This is a genomic window from Pseudomonas sp. BT76 TE3572, from assembly GCF_050435365.1.
In the GTDB taxonomy this organism is placed as follows: Bacteria; Pseudomonadota; Gammaproteobacteria; order Pseudomonadales; family Pseudomonadaceae; genus Aquipseudomonas; species Aquipseudomonas fluorescens_W.
Genome location: NZ_JBNDKE010000001.1, coordinates 3,680,235 through 3,702,734 on the forward strand (window position 1 = coordinate 3,680,235; position 22,500 = coordinate 3,702,734).

Here is a 22,500-nt window from a genome sequence, read left to right on the forward strand (position 1 = left end):
GCTCAGCCGTTAAATAACGCGCCTTGAGAATGTTCAAGCCGATCCGGGCAACCCGGCACAGCGCTTCTGGGTAACTGAGTGTCGAGCACAGACAACTGACCGGGCACGGGGCGCTATAGGGTGCGACTTCAGTTCTCTAGTCCATTGCCCCGGAGTCCACATGACCGCACCTATTACCGTTCTTCGCGACACTCACCCACTGCCGGTGCTCGATGCCTGCAAATGGGAAAAACTCGAAGGCGACCCGCACACCGTCAACCTCAACGCCTACACCAGCGAAGACGGCAGCAAAATCATGGGCACCTGGATCTGCACGCCGGGCAAGTGGTATGTGGAATACGTGAAGTGGGAATACTGCGATTTCCGCGAAGGCTATTGCATCATCACCCCGGAAGGGAAAGAGCCTATCCACCTGCGTGCTGGCGATATTTTCGTCATTGAGCCGGGGATGAAAGGTACCTGGGAAGTGGTTGAAACCGTGCGCAAGTATTTCGTGTTTGCCTGATGCAAAAAAACCGGGAGATCACCCGACGTGATTTCCCGGTCAATACGTTTTCAAGAGCGAGACACAACCTGTGGCGAGGGAGCTTGCTCCCGCTCGGCGGCGAAGCCGTCGTAAAGTCAGCCAATGCGCTCTGACTGAAACACCGCATTAGCCCCTATTGGGTCCGCTTCGCGAACCAGCGGGAGCAAGCTCCCTCGCCACAAAAACATCTTTCCAGAATCCCGGGGCAAACCTCTTACTGGGGTTTGCGATAGCTGTTGATGATCGCCGAGAAGTCTTTACCACCTTCCCCACGCTGGCTCATCGCCTGATACAACTGTTGGGCCACCGCGCCGAGCACCACCGGTTGATGCGCCTGACGTGCCGCCTCAGTGGCCAGCCCCAGATCCTTGAGCATCAGTTCGGCACCGAAACCGCCGGTATAGCCGCGCGAGGCCGGCGCCGTTTCGACGATGCCCGGCCATGGGTTATACATTTCCGAACTCCAGCAACGGCCGGTGGAACTGTTGATGATCCCGGCCAGTACTGTCGTGTCGATCCCGAGAGCATCACCCAGCGCCATGGCTTCGCTGACACCGACCATCGAGATCGCCAGCAGCAGGTTGTTGCAGATCTTGGCAATTTGCCCGGTGCCGACTTCGCCGCAATGGACGATGTTGCGGCCCATCTGCGCCAATACCGGTTGCAGGGTGGCGAACAGTTCAGGCGTGGCGCCGACCATAAAGGTCAGTGTCCCGGCTGCCGCACCGCCAGTACCGCCCGACACAGGTGCATCCGCCATGGCCACGCCTTGCTTGGCCGCCGCCGCAGCAACATCACGCGCCGTCTGCGGATCGATGGTGCTGCAATCGACTGCCGGCACGCCCTTGCCGATACCCGCCAGCACGCCGTCTTCACCCAGCCACACGCTGCGCACATGCACAGCGGCTGGCAGCATGGTGATCACCAATTCTGCGCCTTGAGCGGCTTCACGCGCCGAAGCGCTGATGCTCCCGCCCAGTTGCTCCAGCTCTGCCAGAACGGTTTTGTTCAGATCGACCAGCCGCAGTGCATGGCCAGCCTTGATCAGGTTGCGCGCCATTGGCGCGCCCATGTTGCCGAGACCGATAAAAGCGATTTTCATGTTCGGCTCCTTAACGCAAGTTGATGGTGGTGTTCACACCGTCGTTGACGCTGTTGTCATCGAACCAGCGACTAGTGACAGTCTTGGTCTGAGTGTAGAACTGCACCACTTGCTTGCCATACGGACCGAGGTCGCCGAGTTTGGACCCGCGCGAACCGGTGAAGCTGAAGAACGGGACCGGCACCGGAATCGGGATGTTGATGCCGACCTGGCCGACGTCGATTTCAGTCTGGAATTTACGCGCCGCCGCACCGCTTTGGGTGAACAGGCCCGTGCCGTTGCCGAACGGGTTGGCGTTGACCAGTGTGATGGCCTCATCGAGCGTATCGACTTCCAGCACCACCAGCACCGGACCGAAGATTTCCTGGGTGTAGATCTGCATCTCGGGGGTTACGCCGGAGAACAGGGTCGGGCCGACAAAGTTGCCCTTCTCGAAGCCTGGAACCGTGATTTCGCGACCGTCCAGTTCCAGCTTGGCGCCTTCCTTGATGCCGCTCTCGATCAGATCCAGAATCCGCGCCTTGGCCTTTTTGGAAATCACCGGCCCCACATCAGTGCCCGGCTCGCTGCCGGCATTCACTTTGAGTTTCTGCGCCAGCGCCTTCAGATCAGGCAGCCATTGTTTGGCCGCGCCCACCAGCACCACGACGGATGTGGCCATGCAGCGTTGCCCGGCCGCACCAAAACCGGCACCGACCAGCGCGTTGAGCGCTTGTTCGCGGTTGGCATCCGGCAGCACAACGGCGTGGTTCTTCGCGCCCATCATCGATTGCACGCGTTTGCCGTGTTTACCGGCCAGGTCATACACGTGAGTGCCGACGGCGGTCGAACCGACGAAAGAAACAGCCTTGATGTCCTTGTGGGTGCAGAGCGCATCCACCACGTCTTTACCACCATGAACGACGTTGAGCACGCCGGCCGGAACACCGGCTTCGATCGCCAGTTCCACCAGCAGCATGGTTGACATCGGGTCCTGTTCGGACGGTTTGAGCACGAAGGTGTTGCCGCAGGCGATGGCCATCGGGAACATCCACAGCGGAATCATCGCCGGGAAGTTGAACGGCGTGATGCCGGCGCAAACGCCGATGGGTTGACGCAGGGTGTAGGTATCGACGCCGCCAGCAACGTTCTCGGCGAACTCGCCCATTTGCAGGCTGCCGATGGAGCAAGCGTGTTCGACCACTTCCAGGCCGCGGAAGATATCGCCTTCAGCGTCGGCGATGGTTTTGCCTTGCTCGTTGCTGAGCACCACGGCGATGCGCTTGGAGTGTTCGCGAATCAACGCCTGGAGCTTGAGCATGATGCGCATCCGCGCGCCGATCGGCGTCAGCTTCCAGGTCTGGAAGGCGCGATGGGCGGCGGTGATTGCGGCGTCCACTTCCTGTGCGGTTGCGAACGGTACTTTCGCCAGCACTTGCTGGGTCGCCGGGTTGACGATGTCGTGCCACTCGGTGGTTTGGGACTCGACCCACTCGCCGTCGATCAACAGCTTTACCGTTTGGACAGTGGTTTCGTTTGGCGTGAGCGAAGCGTTCATGTTGGGTCTCCGGGACGTTGTTCTTATTTAGAGAGCTCTCTAGAGAGCCAAAGCGATAAAGTCGCCTTGAAATGAGGCGTGTGTCGCGAATTGATTGTCGGACTGTTTTTGGAGTATAGATGTGCAAACTTCTAATAAGAACGCACATAAAAGCCGGTCCATCATGCAAAAAAACATCACGTCTCTTGGCTCGTTGAACTGGGATGACCTCAAGTTTTTCCTTGAAGTCTCCCGCACCCGCAAGGCTAGCACCGCAGCCAAGCGCCTGGCGGTCGACTACACCACCGTGTCGCGGCGCATCAGTTCGCTGGAAGCGGCGTTGGGCACTTTGCTGTTCGAGAAATCCCGGACCAGCGGTTTTGTACTGACCGCCGAAGGCCAGCGGTTGCTGGGTTACGCCGAGTCGATAGAAAGCACGCTGCACATGGCCTGCGAGCAGGTTTCGGGGTCTGGCGTGGCGTTATCCGGGCATGTGCGCATGGGCTGCACCGAAGGCTTCGGCAGCTTTTTCATCACCCCGCAGCTCAGCCATTTCGTCGACGCCTACCCGGCAATCTCCGTGGACATCCTGCCGCTGCCGCACTTCATCAGCCTGTCCAAGCGCGAAGCGGACATCGTCATCGCCCTGGAGCGCCCGGAGCATGGCCCTTACGTCTGCTGCAAACTCTGCCACTACAAATTACAGCTCTACGCGACTCAGGATTATCTCGACAAGCACCCACCGATCCGCCGCCCGGCTGACTTGGGCAAACACTCATTCATCAGTTATGTCGACGATCTGGCGTTCAGCTCGGAGCTGTTGTACCTGGCGAATGTGTTGCCCGGCGCCAGTGCCAACCTGCGCAGCACCAGTGTGATCGCGCAATTCGTGGCCGCACAACAAGGGCGGTCGCTGGCGATTCTTCCGTGCTTCCTGGCGGCCCAGGATCCGCGCTTGCTGCCGGTGTTACCGGAAGAGATCAACATCACTCGACAGTTCTGGATGTACTGCCGTGAAGACCTGCGCAAGCTCAAGCGGATCACCCTGTTGTGGGATTACATCCGCGCGGTCACCGAGCAGAATCAGGGTCTGTTGATGGGTGAAAGTCGGGAGATGGTGTTCGCCGATTAGTTGGCGCTCACCTCATCCAATTCCAGCATCAACCCGCTCAAGCGCTTGACCTTGCGCCGCACCGCCTCTTCGAATACGCCGGAGCGAGGTTCGATCAGGGTGAACCAGTTTTTGGCCCGGGTAATCCCTGTATAAATCAATTCCTTGGTGAGTACAGGGTTCAGGGCATCCGGCAAAATCAACGCCGTATGAGCAAATTCCGAGCCCTGGGATTTGTGCACTGTCATGGCGTACACGGTTTCGACATCATTGAGACGACTTGGCAAAACAAACCGTACGCCGCCCTGCCCATCATTACGCGGGAACGCCACACGCAACACCTGCTTCCCAACCTCTGGCCCCTCGCGCTCCGGCAGCTTGAGGGCAATGCCGATGTCGCCGTTCATCAAACCCAGACCATAGTCGTTGCGGGTCATCAGCACCGGTCGGCCTTCGTACCACTGCTGGTCGCTGTCGATCAGCCGAGCCTTGAGCAGCGCGGCGGTCACGCGTTGATTTAAACCTTCAACGCCCCACGGCCCTTTGCGTACGGCGCACAACAATTGGAAGGCGTCGAAGGCTTGCAGTACCTGGCGAGCCCAATCGGTCCAGCAGGGATCATCAAGCGTGCTGTCGAGCGGTGGCCGCAGGCTGCGCAAGAGACTCAGGTAATGGCGATACCCCTGCGGCCCATCGCCATGCCCCTCAAGCAGCAAGCGTTCCAGCGCCCGGTCTTGCTCCCCCTTGAGGGACAGGGAAAACACGTCGTCATGGCTTCGCGCTGCCAACAACTTCCGAGCTTCCTCGGGTTGCTGCTGGTTGACCCAACGAGCCAGTTGGCCGATGCCGCTGCCCTCGCCGAACCGGCGTGAATGACGCAGCATCACCACTTGCTGGGCCAGTGGATGAGTCCCTTGGGTGTCTTCCTGCAAACCGCTGGCATCCAGGTTTTCACCACTGACCGCTTGCAGCCACAGGCGAGTCTGTGGGCTGTACCAACCGGCCTCGGCGTCGCGGCACAGGTCGCCCAGAACGGCGCCGGCCTCCACCGATGCCAGCTGATCCTTGTCACCGAGCAGCACCAGACGGGCATGGGCCGGCAACGCGTCGAGCAGGTTGGCCATCATTTCCAGATCGATCATCGAGGCTTCGTCCACCACCAGGACATCCAGCGGCAAGCGATTACCGGCGTGGTGACGGAAGTGTCGAGTACCGGGACGACTGCCGAGCAGACGGTGCACGGTGGTGACGTCTGACGGGATCTTCACTCGTACGGTTTCATCGACTTCCAGGGTTCTGACCTGCTGACTGATGGACTCCGTTAGTCGGGCTGCAGCCTTGCCGGTGGGTGCCGCGAGACGAATACGCAACGGCTTGCCCGCCTCCACTGCCGGCGCCTGGAGCAACGCCAGCAAACGCACGACCGTCGTCGTCTTGCCGGTCCCCGGGCCACCGGTAACGATGCTGAATGCGCTGCGGGTTGCGAGGGCACAGGCGAGTTTCTGCCAGTCAATCACTTCGCCGGGCCTGGCTGAGCCGAACAAGCTGGTGAGCCGTTGGGACAAATCATCCGGCGTGGTTTCGTGTTCCACCAGGCGTTGGCGCAGCGAGTTGTCGATACGCCGTTCGTAAGCCCAGTAGCGACGCAAGTACAGGCGTTTGCCCGATAACACCAATGGCCGATGCTGCGCCGCCTCGCGACCATCGACCGCCAATGCGACCAGACTGCTGGAGGCCAGGACCTTGCACCAATGGGCACCGTCCAGCGCCTCAAGCAATTGCGACGGCAACAACATCGCGCCACTTTGCACATCACCTTCCGGTGGCAGCGACAGGGCGAAGTCCGGTTCCTTGAGCGTCTCGAACAAGTCCAGGCACACATGACCGTGGCCCAGCTGATGACTGGCCAACGCGGCGGCCAGCAGCACCAGCGGATCGTCGCTGGGAGCAAGTTCGTGAAGAAAAGCGACGAAGGCTTTGTCCAGCGCTCGCAGCCAGCCGCGCTCAACCCAGCGTGTCAGCAATAGCAGCAGATCATCGGCGCGACTCAACGGCGCCAGATCCGCCAGGCTTTCGGCTGTCAACGAAGTGGGCAGCAAATCAGCGAAGGTGCGACTCATAGCAAAACTCCCTGTTCCCAGGCGGGTTCGGCCTTGGGTTCTGGCTTACCCTGGAACAGACGGTCCAGACGCTCGATCAACTCCCTTGGAGGCCGGGCGAAATACACGCCTTGGCTGGACGCGCGCGTACCACGCAAGAACAGGTACAGCGCACCACCGACATGCCGGTCGTAATCGTAATCGGCAAGTCGCGCCTTGAGCTGGCGATGCAGCGCCAACAGGTACAGCACGTATTGCAGGTCGTAACGGTTGTCGAGAATCGACTGCTCCATGGCCTGCTCGGTGTAGGCCGCGTCATCGACGCCCAGCCAGTTGGATTTGTAGTCGGCGACGTAATAGCGGCCGTCGTGCTCGAACGTCAGGTCGATGAAGCCTTTGAACATGCCATTGAGCAACACCGGCTCGGCAGCCACCCGGGCCACGCCGTTGTGGGTGTATTGACGCACCAGTTCATCGAGCTTGAGCACATCGACCTTATGACTGGCGAACCAGAACTCCATCTCCACCCGGTATTGGGTGAGCTGCTCGAATACCACGGGGGGCTGCCCGCCGCCGATATGCAGCGGGGATGTAAGCAGGTGCTGCAGCCAGTCGCTCAGGGCGGTTATCCAGCCCTCCCAGCCACGTCGATTGCAACGACGGGCAATGGCGTCTTCCACCGCTTTCGGCGTGGCGGCAAAACCTTCGTCACCGGCCCATTCGAGCAAACCATGGAGAAAGGTGCCGGGATTCGGACCACGAGGGAATCGATGGATATCAGCACCACCGGCCACCACTTCTCGTGGTGCTTGCGGATCAAGGCGTTCGTCGTCGAATAGCTTTTGCGCCTGCGGGCTCTCCGGCGCTTCATCAGTGCCCACGCTCATGCTGTCGCCAATGCGCAGGGCACTGTAGGAAGCAATCCACCAGTTTTCGCTAGCCTTGCGTTTGGGTATCAGCGGAGCAAGCAACTTCGCATCGTTGTGCGGCGGATGGTAGTGCTCGACGGTCGCTTCAGGCATTTCACCGTAGTTCAGCGCTGCACAATCCTGCTGCAGGTCTTCCAGCCACCGCTTCAAACCTGCCGACTCGGCCAATGGTGCTCCGCCGCCCAGCAGATAACCCAATGCCGACAGGTGCAGCACCGAGCTGTTGTTATTACCGCGCTTGAGATCAGTCACTCCGAGCCAGCAGGCGTGTTGCGCCCGGGTCAGGGCCACGTAAAGCAAGCGCAGATCCTCGGCAAGACGCTCATCATCCGCCTGAACGATCAACTCGGCCGTCGGCTTCAAGGTCACTTGGGCCTTGCCCGTGGCGTCGTGGTAATGCAACGGCAGACGGCTGCCATCCACCGGTTTCGCCGAGCAAATGAATGGCAGGAACACCAAGGGATACTCAAGCCCCTTGGACTTGTGAATGGTCACGACTTTGACCAGTTGTTCGTCACTCTCCAGACGCAGGATCTGCTCTTCGCCGGCCTGACCGGACAACGCCAGATGCTCGGACAAATGACGGATCAGCGCTTGCTCACCATCGAGTTCGGCGGCCGCCTGTTGCAGCAACTCGGACAGGTGCAGCAGATTGGTCAACACCCGCTCGCCGTCGCTGCGCGTCATCAATGTCTGTGGCAACTGGAAGTCATGCAGCAATCGCCGCAGCATTGGCAATACGCCCTGCTTGCGCCAGAGCTCGCGATAATGGCGGAACTGCATGACCCGCGCTTCCCACGCCAGTTCATCCTGATTCAGCCGCTCCAGTTCAGCCAGCGACAGGTTCAACGTGATGCAGGCCAACGCGGCCCGCAGCGGACGCTCGACATCCGGCTCGGCGCAGGCCTTGAGCCAGGTCAGCAGATCGTGGGCCTCCTGGGCGGCGAACACCGAGTCCTTGTCCGACAGATAGACGCTGCGCACACCCCGGGCGGAGAGCTCGCCACGCACAGCCTGGGCTTCTTTACCGTCGCGGACCAGGATCGCGATATCCGCTGGCAGCAGCCCTCTGAAGTCCTTGCCGTCCTGTATGAAACCCGCACGACCTTGTTGCCCGCCGTTGAGCAAAGCGGTGATCTCACTGGCGCAGGCGGCGGCGAGTTGTTGTCGGTACACCGCGCCGGACAGCGGCTGATCGGCGGACAGGTGCCAGATGTTCAGGGCGGGCACAACCTGGCCGTCAATGTGCAGAACTTCTTTGCGCCCTTGGGATTCGACGGGCAGGAACGGTACCGGGTTCTCACCGTTCTTTTCACGAAACAGGAACGCGCCTCGCCCGGACTCGCGAGACTCTGCACGCTCGAACACATGGTTGACCGCACTGACCATGCCATGGCTGGAACGGAAGTTCGTACCCAGGGTATGCAATCGGCCAGCGGTGGCCTGACGGGCGCGCAAGTAGGTGTAGATGTCGGCACCGCGAAACGCGTAGATCGCTTGTTTGGGGTCGCCGATCAGGAACAGACCGCATTCGGGATTGTTGTCTTCGATGCGATAGATGCTCTCGAAGATCCGGTACTGCACCGGGTCGGTGTCCTGGAACTCGTCGATCAACGCCACTGGAAACTGCTCGCGAATCAGGGTCGCCAGCCGCTCACCGCCATCGGACTGCAACGCTGCATCGAGGCGCAGCAGCATGTCATCGAAGCCCATCTCCGCACGGCGACGCTTTTCTTCCTCGAACCGTGTACCGACCCATTGGGCGGCGTGTTGCAGCACGGCGGCATCAGGAGTCGGCAATCCATCGAGACTGGCCTTGAGGCCGGGCATGGCGTCCAGCCCGGGATGACGGGGTACTTCGCCCTTCCAGGCTTCAGCCATACCTTCGGGAGTCAGGCGCGTGAATCCGGTGCCGATATCCAGTTGCTCAAGGGATTCGTCTTCAGCCCAGGCTCTGATCTTTTCGAACCAGGGTTCGAAATAGCGCGCCTGCATCTTGCGACCGTCGACGCTCTTGCTCGCAACACCCTGGTGACAGATGGCAAGCAATTCGTCCGCCCACTGGCGCCAGGGCATCTTGAGTTCGAGCAAGGCGGCCCGTCGCTCTTGCAGACACTCAGTGATCAGCTCGGCAGGCTCTTTACCTTCAACGCTGTCTCGCTCACTGGCGAACAAACCACGTACTCGCGACAGTAAAGCCGCTGGACCGCCCCAATTTCCGCGCACCCAGTTCAGCGCATCGCCTTGCATCGGGTAACAAAACAGGCGCCAGTAATCGCGCAGGACTTCGCCCAGCAAATCGCTGTGATCGGTTTCCAGGGATTGTGTAAACAGGCTGCCACTGTCGAACGCGTGTTCGCGCAACATGCGCTGGCACCAACTGTGGATGGTTGAAACGGCTGCCTCGTCCATCCACTGCGCGGCGATGTCCAGGCGGTTTGCGCACCCGGACCACTGCTCGGGAAGGTATTCCTTACGAAGCTCCGCGATAAGGCTATCGGGCGCCGGTGTTTCATCGCGAAAAAATCGCGCTGCTTCAGCAAGACGCGTGCGGATACGTTCGCGCAATTCTTTGGTTGCAGCATCGGTGAACGTCACAACGAGGATTTGCGGCGGCAACAGTTCACGTCCGAAGCCGCTCGACTCTGCGCCGTGGCCAAGGACCAGGCGCAGATAAAGCGCGGAAATGGTGAAGGTCTTGCCGGTCCCGGCGCTCGCTTCGATCAGTTGGCTGCCACGCAGGGGAAATGCCAAGGCCAGAGGTTTTGTGGTCATCAGCGCGCCTCCTCGCTGTTCAATGAACGCCAAGGCGCTTCAAGCAACGGCCGGTACAACGCGTTGCACCAATCCGGGAACGTTTCGTCTGCGGTAAGCGTGTCGTAGTCGGCGAACTGCCGTGCGAGTGCCGGGCTTTCCCGACGCTCACCATCGGTAGTCAGGCCATCGCCTTCGTACGCCTTGCGGGCTGCGGCTTGGGCTTTGACCGGATCCGTTTGACCAAGCCATGCGAAGCCGGTCTTCACCGCAATCGGCAGTGGTTGACGCATGCCGGTTTGCCAAGCCATTAACAGGTCGCCCAGAATCCGCAAGGCTGCATCCTCCTCCATCGGACCGAGCTGAAGACTGTCGTCGCTGGCCACCAACGCGGTGGTCATCGCCATACCACTGGCGCAGGCAACCAGATGATTGACCCATGGCCGTGTCAACCGATGCCATTTGCGCGACTTGATCGAGCCGATGCTGTTGGGGATTGTCGTGACTGATAGCAAACCACCGTCCGCTCGTTGATGCAGGCCGCTGAGCCAACCTTCCAGACGCAAACCCTGCAACTCCAGATTGACTGGCAGAGCGTTGGTGAGCGGTGTTGGCCATAACGACAAAAGCTGTTGGTAACGCAGCAACAGATCCGGCAACGGTTCGATTAACTCTCGCTGAAGGCATTCGCCGAATCCGGCCATGGGCAGAAGCCCACTGTTTTGCAGACGTTTAGCCTGTGCTTCCAGTACCTGGTCGGTGCTATCCAGATGTCCCAGCGCCGCTTCGAGCAAGCTGTCGCTGAGGCTGTAGCGTTGCAACGCATCGAGTACAAATGGCTCTTCATCCGCCAAGGGCACTTCAGCCGCTTCGAAGTACACCTTCAGTCGTTGACTGAAGAAATGTCGCACAGGATTACGCAGGAAGTCCTGCAGTTGACCGAGACTCAGCGGCTCTTCCTGAATGTAGGGATCAAGGACCTCGATATCAGTCGACGGCTCACTGGTTTGATGCAGTACCTGCCATTCATTCGCGTAGCTGAACAAATCATCGCCTTCATGGAAGTAGCGGGCGCTGAACGGTTGCAGTGGGTGTTCCTGAGTGATGGCCTCAAGCAGATTTTCGTCGACATCATGCAGTCGCCAACCGCTGGCCAGATGATCTCGCAACTGGCCAATCAGTACCGACGCTGGGCGTTCACTGTTATCGCGAATGCTGCGACCGACCCAGCTGATATAGAGTTGATCACGTGCCGACAACAGCGCTTCCAATAGCAGATAGCGGTCATCTTCACGTCGGGAGCGATCGCCAGGGCGGTAGTCACTGCCCATGAGGTCGAAGTCCAGTGGCGGTTGGGCACGCGGATAGTCCCCGTCATTCATGCCCAGCAGGCAAACCAGTTTGAACGGGATCGCGCGCATGGGCATCAAGGTGCAGAAGTTAACCGCACCGGCCAGAAAACGCTGGGACAGGCGGCCTTGGTCGAGGCCGGCAAGCCAGGCTTCTCGGACCACGGTTAATGGCAGTTCATCATGCAAGCCAACTGACTCGCAGGTCTCAAGCCAGGTTTCACGCAGCTCTTCGAGTTGGGCCAACACGTAGTCGTCATGCTCGTTACTGGCCAGGAAAAATAACTGAACCAGTGCGTGCAATCGAAAGCCCCATTGTTTTGGAGCTGCGGGCTGAGTGAGCTCCTGGTGGGCAATCTCCAATGCGTCCAGCAACGCGACCAAAGGCCCAATGAGCGCGGCATCCAGACCTCCGATCTCGTCGTAGGGTTCGATACCCTCGCAGGCACTGGCACTGCCCACGGCATAACCGAGCAACATCCGTCGCAGGCCGAAACGCCAACTGTTTTGTTCCAGCTCCTGCGGCAGACCAAGACCCGCGCGCTGCTCGGCATTCATGCCCCAGCGGATGCCTGCGCCTTCGATCCAACGGTGCAGGGTCGGCAGATCACGTTCCTCTACACCGAAGCGAGCGCGCAGTGCAGGAACATCCAGCAAATCAAGGATCTCGCTCACGGGGAAACGGCTATCGGGCAGTTTGAGCAGATGCTCGATAGCAATCAGTAGCGGATCACGGCCACGCTGGCCTTGATCGGCGAGCGTGAAGGGAATGAAACGCGGGTCGTGGCGTTCAAGCTGAGCAAAAACCGCACGAATATGCGGTGCGTAGCTGTCGATGTCCGGGACCATCACGATCACATCGCGAGGCCTTAAGTCCGGATCAGCACTGAAGCGTGCGAGCAATTGATCGTGGAGGATCTCCACTTCGCGCTGGGCGCTATGGGCAATGTGAAAACGGATCGATTCGTCGTTTGCCGGATCGACAGCCGGCCAGCGCTCGCGAGTCTCGTTCAAGGGACGCAATTCAAGAATGTCGTCCTGCAATTGATTGAGCATGTTCTGCGGCTGGCTTTCGCTGAACAGATCGATACGACCATCGCGGAATGCCGAGCGATAGCTGTTGGGATCGTCGTAGCTGTCGAGCAGATTGATATAGTCCCGCCCCTGCTTGCCCCATGCCGCCAGTAGTGGATGGGCATGCTGGTGAAGGGTTTGCGGGTCGAGCACAACCGGCATTCCGCTCTTGCGAGCCTGACGCTTGTACTGGTGCCGCAACAGGTCTTTATCGGCGACGATGTCCGCCCAATGGTGACGACACGGGTTATGCACGCAGAGCAGAACCTGGCTGAACCGGGCCAGTCCCGCCAGTGCTTCCAGGGCTTGAGCGGGCAGTGAAGAAATCCCGAAAACGATCACCCGGGAAGGTAATCCGCTGGGGGCGACGTCGAGGCTGTTGATGCGCTCGATAAACCGTTGATGGACGCCGGCTCGGCTTTGCGCCATGCCTTGTTCACCCACATCCAGCAACAGCGCACGCCACAACTCTGCCTGCCAGCAGTTAGCCGGGGTCAGAGGCTTGGTTTCGCCTCTGCCATTTCGTAATTGATGGCGACCTTCGGCCCAGTCTTCAAGCCAATCGGCCCTGTACACCTGATATTGGTCGAACAGGTCTGCCAATCGCTCCGCCAATTGATAGCGTTTACGTAAATCTGTGTCATTCGTAAGGAAGCGCTGCAGCGGTTCGAAGTGCGGTTGATTGATCAACTGCGGAAGCAGACGCATCAGACGCCAGGTCAAGGGAGCTTTATCAAGCAGGGATTTGACCGGAATTTCGTCACGACCAAGCACCATGCGATAGAGCTGCCACATAAAGCTACCCGGTAACTGCACGTCGATGGCTGCTGCGATTCCGCAGCCGCCCATGTCATCGTCTTCAGGGTCTTCAGCCAGTGCCAGCTTCAGCCATTGGGCGATGCCGTTACTCTGTACCAGGGCAATTTCATTTTCCAAGGGTGCCAAGGGGTAACGCCGCATCCAGCTGACCACCAGGCTGCGCAACTCGTCCAGGCGGTTGCCGTGAACCACCATAAAACCAGCACTGAGGGACGTCGCGTCCGGCATAAAGGCTTCCTTGGGAAAATACAAAAGCTAGGGCCGAACCTTAGCATTGTCGGGAGACTGTGACAGCCGGGAGCCGTCCGGTAATGCTGTACGAACTTTCCTGCGGACAAAACAAAACCCCTACCTGCATACGCAGATAGGGGTTTCGGAATTTAATCTTGACGATGACCTACTCTCACATGGGGAAACCCCACACTACCATCGGCGATGCATCGTTTCACTGCTGAGTTCGGGATGGGATCAGGTGGTTCCAATGCTCTATGGTCGTCAAGAAATTCGGTAGCCAGATCGTTTGCCTTACGGCTCACGCTCCAGCGAATGGGTAAGTGATAGATTTGGTGTTTTGTGAGTATCTCGAACTTTCGGTTCGTTTCGTCTTCACACACCGCAATCTGGTGCCTTTTCAGGTCAGCAAATTGCTTGGGTGTTATATGGTCAAGCCTCACGGGCAATTAGTATTGGTTAGCTCAACGCCTCACAGCGCTTACACACCCAACCTATCAACGTCGTAGTCTTCGACGGCCCTTCAGGGGACTCAAGGTCCCAGTGAGATCTCATCTTGAGGCTAGTTTCCCGCTTAGATGCTTTCAGCGGTTATCTATTCCGAACATAGCTACCCGGCAATGCCACTGGCGTGACAACCGGAACACCAGAGGTTCGTCCACTCCGGTCCTCTCGTACTAGGAGCAGCCCCTCTCAAATCTCAAACGTCCACGGCAGATAGGGACCGAACTGTCTCACGACGTTCTAAACCCAGCTCGCGTACCACTTTAAATGGCGAACAGCCATACCCTTGGGACCGGCTTCAGCCCCAGGATGTGATGAGCCGACATCGAGGTGCCAAACACCGCCGTCGATATGAACTCTTGGGCGGTATCAGCCTGTTATCCCCGGAGTACCTTTTATCCGTTGAGCGATGGCCCTTCCATACAGAACCACCGGATCACTAAGACCTACTTTCGTACCTGCTCGACGTGTCTGTCTCGCAGTCAAGCGCGCTTTTGCCTTTATACTCTACGACCGATTTCCGACCGGTCTGAGCGCACCTTCGTACTCCTCCGTTACTCTTTAGGAGGAGACCGCCCCAGTCAAACTACCCACCATACACTGTCCTCGATCCGGATAACGGACCTGAGTTAGAACCTCAAAGTTGCCAGGGTGGTATTTCAAGGTTGGCTCCACGCGAACTGGCGTCCACGCTTCAAAGCCTCCCACCTATCCTACACAAGCAAATTCAAAGTCCAGTGCAAAGCTATAGTAAAGGTTCACGGGGTCTTTCCGTCTAGCCGCGGATACACTGCATCTTCACAGCGATTTCAATTTCACTGAGTCTCGGGTGGAGACAGCGCCGCCATCGTTACGCCATTCGTGCAGGTCGGAACTTACCCGACAAGGAATTTCGCTACCTTAGGACCGTTATAGTTACGGCCGCCGTTTACCGGGGCTTCGATCAAGAGCTTCGCGTTAGCTAACCCCATCAATTAACCTTCCGGCACCGGGCAGGCGTCACACCCTATACGTCCACTTTCGTGTTTGCAGAGTGCTGTGTTTTTAATAAACAGTCGCAGCGGCCTGGTATCTTCGACCGGCATGGGCTTACGCAGTAAATGCTTCACCCTCACCGGCGCACCTTCTCCCGAAGTTACGGTGCCATTTTGCCTAGTTCCTTCACCCGAGTTCTCTCAAGCGCCTTGGTATTCTCTACCCAACCACCTGTGTCGGTTTGGGGTACGGTTCCTGGTTACCTGAAGCTTAGAAGCTTTTCTTGGAAGCATGGCATCAACCACTTCGTCACCCAAAGGGCAACTCGTCATCAGCTCTCGGCCTTAGAATCCCGGATTTACCTAAGATTCCAGCCTACCACCTTAAACTTGGACAACCAACGCCAAGCTGGCCTAGCCTTCTCCGTCCCTCCATCGCAATAACCAGAAGTACAGGAATATTAACCTGTTTTCCATCGACTACGCTTTTCAGCCTCGCCTTAGGAACCGACTAACCCTGCGTCGATTAACGTTGCGCAGGAAACCTTGGTCTTTCGGCGTGGGTGTTTTTCACACCCATTGTCGTTACTCATGTCAGCATTCGCACTTCTGATACCTCCAGCAAGCTTCTCAACTCACCTTCACAGGCTTACAGAACGCTCCTCTACCGCATCACCTAAGTGATACCCGTAGCTTCGGTGTATGGTTTGAGCCCCGTTACATCTTCCGCGCAGGCCGACTCGACTAGTGAGCTATTACGCTTTCTTTAAAGGGTGGCTGCTTCTAAGCCAACCTCCTAGCTGTCTAAGCCTTCCCACATCGTTTCCCACTTAACCATAACTTTGGGACCTTAGCTGACGGTCTGGGTTGTTTCCCTTTTCACGACGGACGTTAGCACCCGCCGTGTGTCTCCCATGCTCGGCACTTGTAGGTATTCGGAGTTTGCATCGGTTTGGTAAGTCGGGATGACCCCCTAGCCGAAACAGTGCTCTACCCCCTACAGTGATACATGAGGCGCTACCTAAATAGCTTTCGAGGAGAACCAGCTATCTCCGAGCTTGATTAGCCTTTCACTCCGATCCACAGGTCATCCGCTAACTTTTCAACGGTAGTCGGTTCGGTCCTCCAGTTAGTGTTACCCAACCTTCAACCTGCCCATGGATAGATCGCCCGGTTTCGGGTCTATTCCCAGCGACTAGACGCCCTATTAAGACTCGCTTTCGCTACGCCTCCCCTATTCGGTTAAGCTCGCCACTGAAAATAAGTCGCTGACCCATTATACAAAAGGTACGCAGTCACCCAACAAAGTGGGCTCCCACTGCTTGTACGCATACGGTTTCAGGATCTATTTCACTCCCCTCTCCGGGGTTCTTTTCGCCTTTCCCTCACGGTACTAGTTCACTATCGGTCAGTCAGTAGTATTTAGCCTTGGAGGATGGTCCCCCCATATTCAGACAAAGTTTCTCGTGCTCCGTCCTACTCGATTTCATGACTAAGAGATTTTCGCGTACAGGGCTATCACCCACTATGGCCGTACTTTCCAGAACGTTCCGCTAATCTCAAAGCCACTTAAGGGCTAGTCCCCGTTCGCTCGCCACTACTAAGGGAATCTCGGTTGATTTCTTTTCCTCAGGGTACTTAGATGTTTCAGTTCCCCTGGTTCGCCTCTTAAGCCTATGTATTCAGCTTAAGATAACCATCTTATGATGGCTGGGTTCCCCCATTCAGACATCTCCGGATCAAAGTCTGTTTGCCGACTCCCCGAAGCTTTTCGCAGGCTACCACGTCTTTCATCGCCTCTGACTGCCAAGGCATCCACCGTATGCGCTTCTTCACTTGACCATATAACCCCAAGCAATCTGGTTATACTGTGAAGACGACATTCGCCGAAAATTCGATAATACTCAATTAAGAGCAACTCACAAATTTTACCTTAGCCTGAGCCGTTACCAGTGAAAGTAACGTTCAGTCTATCTTTCTATCACATACCCAAATTTTTAAAGAACGATCTAGCCAAAGACTAGAAATCAACATTCACCATCATCACAATGGAATGCTCATTTCTAAGCTTTCAACAACAGAAGCAGTAGTGGTGGAGCCAAACGGGATCGAACCGTTGACCTCCTGCGTGCAAGGCAGGCGCTCTCCCAGCTGAGCTATGGCCCCGTATTTCTACAGGTTCCCACACAAAATTGGTGGGTCTGGGCAGATTCGAACTGCCGACCTCACCCTTATCAGGGGTGCGCTCTAACCAACTGAGCTACAGACCCAATTTCGGGCTGCTTCTTTATCGTCTTCTTCAATGAATCAAGCAATTCGTGTGGGAACTTATGGAGCAGCTGATGTCGTCGATTAAGGAGGTGATCCAGCCGCAGGTTCCCCTACGGCTACCTTGTTACGACTTCACCCCAGTCATGAATCACACCGTGGTAACCGTCCTCCCGAAGGTTAGACTAGCTACTTCTGGTGCAACCCACTCCCATGGTGTGACGGGCGGTGTGTACAAGGCCCGGGAACGTATTCACCGCGACATTCTGATTCGCGATTACTAGCGATTCCGACTTCACGCAGTCGAGTTGCAGACTGCGATCCGGACTACGATCGGTTTTCTGGGATTAGCTCCACCTCGCGGCTTGGCAACCCTCTGTACCGACCATTGTAGCACGTGTGTAGCCCAGGCCGTAAGGGCCATGATGACTTGACGTCATCCCCACCTTCCTCCGGTTTGTCACCGGCAGTCTCCTTAGAGTGCCCACCATTACGTGCTGGTAACTAAGGACAAGGGTTGCGCTCGTTACGGGACTTAACCCAACATCTCACGACACGAGCTGACGACAGCCATGCAGCACCTGTCTCAATGTTCCCGAAGGCACCAATCCATCTCTGGAAAGTTCATTGGATGTCAAGGCCTGGTAAGGTTCTTCGCGTTGCTTCGAATTAAACCACATGCTCCACCGCTTGTGCGGGCCCCCGTCAATTCATTTGAGTTTTAACCTTGCGGCCGTACTCCCCAGGCGGTCAACTTAATGCGTTAGCTGCGCCACTAAGAGCTCAAGGCTCCCAACGGCTAGTTGACATCGTTTACGGCGTGGACTACCAGGGTATCTAATCCTGTTTGCTCCCCACGCTTTCGCACCTCAGTGTCAGTATCAGTCCAGGTGGTCGCCTTCGCCACTGGTGTTCCTTCCTATATCTACGCATTTCACCGCTACACAGGAAATTCCACCACCCTCTACCATACTCTAGCTTGTCAGTTTTGAATGCAGTTCCCAGGTTGAGCCCGGGGATTTCACATCCAACTTAACAAACCACCTACGCGCGCTTTACGCCCAGTAATTCCGATTAACGCTTGCACCCTCTGTATTACCGCGGCTGCTGGCACAGAGTTAGCCGGTGCTTATTCTGTCGGTAACGTCAAAACACTAACGTATTAGGTTAATGCCCTTCCTCCCAACTTAAAGTGCTTTACAATCCGAAGACCTTCTTCACACACGCGGCATGGCTGGATCAGGCTTTCGCCCATTGTCCAATATTCCCCACTGCTGCCTCCCGTAGGAGTCTGGACCGTGTCTCAGTTCCAGTGTGACTGATCATCCTCTCAGACCAGTTACGGATCGTCGCCTTGGTGAGCCATTACCTCACCAACTAGCTAATCCGACCTAGGCTCATCTGATAGCGCAAGGCCCGAAGGTCCCCTGCTTTCTCCCGTAGGACGTATGCGGTATTAGCGTCCGTTTCCGAGCGTTATCCCCCACTACCAGGCAGATTCCTAGGCATTACTCACCCGTCCGCCGCTCGCCACCAGGTACAAGTACCCGTGCTGCCGCTCGACTTGCATGTGTTAGGCCTGCCGCCAGCGTTCAATCTGAGCCATGATCAAACTCTTCAGTTCAAACATCTTTGGGTTTTTAAGAAACCCTAAACTTGGCTCAGCAATCGTTGGTTACATCTTTGATTTCTCGCGGAGTAACTTGTGATGCTGATAATCTTGTTGACTATCAGTCTGACTCCACAAGCACCCACACGAATTGCTTGATTCAGTTGTTAAAGAGCGGTTGGTTAAGAGCTTTCGTCTCAACCGAGGCGCGCATTCTACAGCAGCCTCTGTTGCTGTCAAGCGGTTATTTTCCGAAGTTTTCAAAGTTTCCTTTGCAACTTCAACCACTTGCGCTTTCGATCTCTCGTTAGCGGGAGGCGAATTCTACAGCGTTACTCGCTGCTGTCAACACCTCTTTTGTTCCGCTTTCGACCGAGAAGATCGAATCGTTAAAAGAGCCAAACCACCCTGCTCTTTCAACTCCTTCTGGGCTTCGATGAGCTGAAGCCACTCGCTGCCGAAAACTGCGTAACTCATTGTTTACCAAGGAGTTTTTCGTTTCGACTGCGCCGGAAGTGGGGCGAATTATAGACTTCCAGAATCTGCCGTCAACACCTATTTTCACAGTTCTGTCATATAGGTGAAAAAAGCCCCTGAAACGCAAAGGCCGGCCCCAAGGGGCCGGCCTTCTTCCCTTCTACTTACAAACTAGGGAATGCGAACTGCGAAGCTTCATGGCTTGCCCGTTGTGGCCAGCGCTGGGTAATCGCCTTGCGACGTGTGTAGAAACGCACGCCATCCGGACCATAAGCATGCAAGTCGCCGAACAGCGAGCGCTTCCAGCCACCAAAGCTGTGATAGGCCACCGGTACCGGCAGCGGTACGTTGACGCCGACCATACCGACTTCGATCTCGTCGCAGAACAACCGTGCCGCTTCCCCATCACGGGTAAAGATGCAGGTGCCGTTGCCATACTCGTGATCGTTGATCAGCTGCATCGCCTCTTCCAGGCTGTTAACCCGGACAACACAAAGCACCGGCCCGAAGATCTCTTCTTTATAGATACGCATTTCTGGCGTGACGTTGTCGAACAGGCAGCCACCCAGGAAGAAGCCTTCCTCATGACCAGCCACGCTCAGCCCACGACCATCCACCACCAAGGTCGCACCCGAAGAAACACCGTCTTCTATATAGCCACTGACTTTGTCGCGAGCCTGACCGGAAACCAGCGGCCCCATGTCCAGACCGCATGAAGTACCGGCACCGATTTTCAGCGCCTTGATTTGCGGTACCAACTTGGCCACCAGCGCATCCGCCACCTGGTCGCCGACACACACTGCCACCGAGATCGCCATGCAACGCTCGCCGCAAGAACCGTAGGCCGCGCCCATCAGTGCGCTGACCGCGTTATCCAGATCCGCATCCGGCATCAGCACCGCATGGTTCTTCGCGCCGCCCAGTGCCTGAACGCGTTTGCCGCGCTTGGTGCCTTCGGCGTAGATGTATTCGGCAATCGGCGTCGAACCAACGAAGCTCAACGCTTTGACTTCCGGCGCTTCGATCAGCGCGTCCACCGCAGCCTTGTCGCCGTGAACCACACTCAGCACACCTTTAGGCAGACCGGCCTCCAACAGCAATTGAGCAATCAACAGCGTCGAACTTGGGTCACGCTCGGACGGCTTGAGGATGAAGCAGTTGCCGCAGACGATCGCCAGCGGATACATCCACAGCGGCACCATGGCCGGGAAGTTGAACGGCGTAATACCGGCCACCACACCCAGCGGCTGGAAGTCCGACCAGGCATCGATGTTCGGGCCGACGTTACGGCTGTATTCGCCCTTGAGGATTTCCGGTGCGGCGCAAGCGAACTCAACGTTCTCGATACCGCGCTTCAGTTCACCAGCAGCATCTTCCAGCGTTTTGCCGTGCTCTTCGCTGATCAGCTGAGCGATACGCCCTTCGTTCTGCTCCAGCAATTGTTTGAAGCGGAACATCACCTGCGCACGCTTGGCCGGCGGAGTGTTACGCCAGGCCGGGAACGCAGCCTTGGCCGAGTCGATGGCTTTTTGAATGGTTTCGCGGCTGGCCAACGGCAGCTTGTGGATCGCCTGGCCTGTGGACGGGTTGAACACGTCAGCGGTGCGACCGTCTTCGGTCACCAGTTCGCCATTGATCAAATGCGGGATAAGGCTCATGCAGGGCTCCTGAAAAGTTGTCCACGAGACGCCCTTCAACGGGCGCCTCTATATAGAAGGGAAAATCAGTCGATCTTGTTCAGTACTTCGCCGACCGCGTCGAACAGACGATCAAGGTCTTGCGGCTTGCTGTTGAAGGTTGGGCCGAACTGCAGGGTGTCGCCGCCGAAGCGCACGTAGAACCCGGCTTTCCAAAGGGCCATGCCGGCTTCGAACGGACGCACGATGGCGTCGCCGTCACGCGGCGCGATCTGGATCGCACCGGCCAAACCGTAGTTACGAATATCGATGATGTTTTTCGAACCCTTCAAACCGTGCAGCGCATTTTCGAAATGCGGTGCGACTTCAGCCACGCTCTGCACCAGGTTTTCCTTTTGCAGCAGGTCGAGTGCTGCCAGGCCAGCGGCACACGCCACCGGGTGCGCGGAATAGGTGTAGCCGTGCGGGAATTCCACCGCGTACTCCGGCGTCGCCTGGTTCATGAAGGTCTGGTAGATCTCGGAGCTGGCAATCACCGCGCCCATCGGGATCGCGCCGTTGGTGACTTGCTTGGCGATGCACATCAGGTCCGGGGTCACGCCAAAGGTATCGGCGCCGAACATTTTGCCGGTACGGCCGAAACCGGTGATCACTTCGTCGAACACCAACAGAATGTTGTGCTGATCGCAGATCTCGCGCAGACGTTTGAGATAACCCTGTGGCGGAACCAGAACACCCGCGGAACCGGCCAGCGGTTCAACGAATACCGCGGCGATGTTCGATGCGTCGTGCAGCTCGATCAACTTCAGCAACTCATCGGCCAACGCGATACCACCCAACTCCGGCATGCCACGGGAGTAGGCATTGCTCGCCAGCAGTGTGTGCGGCAGGTGATCAACGTCCATCATCGCCTGACCGAACATTTTGCGGTTGCCGTTCACACCACCGAGGCTGGTGCCGGCGATGTTCACGCCGTGATAACCACGGGCACGACCGATCATCTTGGTCTTGGTGGCCTGGCCTTTCAGGCGCCAGTAAGCACGAACCATCTTCACCGCCGTGTCAGCGCACTCGGAGCCCGAGTCAGTGAAGAACACGTGATTCAGATTGCCCGGGGTCAGCTCGGTGATTTTCTCAGCCAGCTGGAACGACAGCGGATGGCCGTACTGGAAACCTGGCGAGTAATCGAGGGTGCCCAATTGCTTGGCGACCGCTTCCTGGATTTCCTTGCGGGTATGCCCGGCGCCGCAGGTCCACAAACCAGAGAGCGAGTCGTAAACCTTGCGGCCCTTGTCATCGATCAGCCAACTGCCTTCAGCCGCCACGATCAGTCGCGGATCGCGCTGGAAATTACGGTTGGCGGTGTAGGGCATCCAGTGAGCATCGAGCTTGAGCTGGCTGGCCAGGGAAGTCGGGTTGTTTTCAGGCAAGTTCATGGGCAAAACCTCGCAGGGCAATAAGCGGCATAGAGATCAAAAGCGTTCTTGCAGCTAAATTGCCACGGGGATAAAGTCGGTGAAA

Annotated in this window: 9 protein-coding genes, 2 tRNA genes and 3 rRNA genes; 2 read left to right on the forward strand and 12 right to left on the reverse strand. The window is 57.4% G+C overall.

Features of this window, described 5'->3' with window-relative positions:
• Positions 1-160: 160 nt before the first annotated feature.
• Positions 161-505: a cupin domain-containing protein gene (locus tag ABH912_RS16805; protein WP_007946320.1), complete on the forward strand. Its 345-nt coding sequence runs from the start codon at positions 161-163 to the stop codon at positions 503-505.
• Between the two features lie 235 nt (positions 506-740).
• On the opposite strand, the gene mmsB is transcribed toward ABH912_RS16805, so the two are convergent.
• Both mmsB and ABH912_RS16815 read right to left on the reverse strand, forming a co-directional pair.
• On the reverse strand, positions 741-1,628 hold the full coding sequence (mmsB, locus tag ABH912_RS16810; protein WP_283189826.1) for a 3-hydroxyisobutyrate dehydrogenase: 888 nt from the start codon (positions 1,626-1,628) through the stop codon (positions 741-743).
• Positions 1,629-1,638: 10 nt separating this feature from the next.
• Positions 1,639-3,165: a CoA-acylating methylmalonate-semialdehyde dehydrogenase gene (locus ABH912_RS16815; protein WP_429511169.1), complete on the reverse strand. Its 1,527-nt coding sequence runs from the start codon at positions 3,163-3,165 to the stop codon at positions 1,639-1,641.
• Between the two features lie 163 nt (positions 3,166-3,328).
• On the opposite strand from ABH912_RS16815, the gene ABH912_RS16820 reads away from it, so the two are divergent.
• Positions 3,329-4,276, forward strand: coding sequence for a LysR family transcriptional regulator (locus tag ABH912_RS16820; protein WP_429511170.1), 948 nt, complete (start codon positions 3,329-3,331; stop codon positions 4,274-4,276).
• On the opposite strand, the gene recD is transcribed toward ABH912_RS16820, so the two are convergent.
• The 10 genes from recD to ABH912_RS16870 form a co-directional block, all read right to left on the reverse strand.
• Entirely contained in the window at positions 4,273-6,375 is a 2,103-nt protein-coding gene (gene recD / locus ABH912_RS16825; RefSeq protein WP_429511171.1) for an exodeoxyribonuclease V subunit alpha, read from the reverse strand. The two genes, ABH912_RS16820 and recD, sit on opposite strands and share 4 nt — an antisense overlap.
• Complete coding sequence (recB, locus tag ABH912_RS16830) at positions 6,372-10,058, reverse strand: exodeoxyribonuclease V subunit beta (RefSeq protein WP_429511173.1); 3,687 nt, start codon at positions 10,056-10,058, stop codon at positions 6,372-6,374. Before recB ends, recD begins: the two co-directional genes overlap by 4 nt.
• Complete coding sequence (gene recC / locus ABH912_RS16835; protein WP_429511174.1) at positions 10,058-13,507, reverse strand: exodeoxyribonuclease V subunit gamma; 3,450 nt, start codon at positions 13,505-13,507, stop codon at positions 10,058-10,060. Before recC ends, recB begins: the two co-directional genes overlap by 1 nt.
• Positions 13,508-13,663: 156 nt before the next feature.
• Positions 13,664-13,779, reverse strand: a 5S ribosomal RNA gene (gene rrf / locus ABH912_RS16840).
• Between the two features lie 159 nt (positions 13,780-13,938).
• Positions 13,939-16,830 (reverse strand): 23S ribosomal RNA (locus tag ABH912_RS16845).
• Between the two features lie 248 nt (positions 16,831-17,078).
• Positions 17,079-17,154, reverse strand: a tRNA-Ala gene (locus ABH912_RS16850).
• A gap of 27 nt (positions 17,155-17,181) precedes the next feature.
• Positions 17,182-17,258 (reverse strand) — tRNA-Ile (locus tag ABH912_RS16855).
• A gap of 83 nt (positions 17,259-17,341) precedes the next feature.
• A 16S ribosomal RNA gene (locus ABH912_RS16860) occupies positions 17,342-18,880 on the reverse strand.
• Together the 16S, 23S and 5S rRNA genes with 2 tRNA genes alongside form the textbook arrangement of a ribosomal RNA operon.
• Before the next feature lie 626 nt (positions 18,881-19,506).
• Positions 19,507-21,000 carry a CoA-acylating methylmalonate-semialdehyde dehydrogenase gene (locus ABH912_RS16865; RefSeq protein WP_033059478.1) on the reverse strand — a complete coding sequence of 498 codons (1,494 nt, stop codon included), beginning with the start codon at positions 20,998-21,000 and terminating at the stop codon, positions 19,507-19,509.
• Positions 21,001-21,065: 65 nt separating this feature from the next.
• On the reverse strand, positions 21,066-22,415 hold the full coding sequence (locus ABH912_RS16870; protein WP_033059480.1) for an aspartate aminotransferase family protein: 1,350 nt from the start codon (positions 22,413-22,415) through the stop codon (positions 21,066-21,068).
• Positions 22,416-22,500 lie beyond the last annotated feature (85 nt).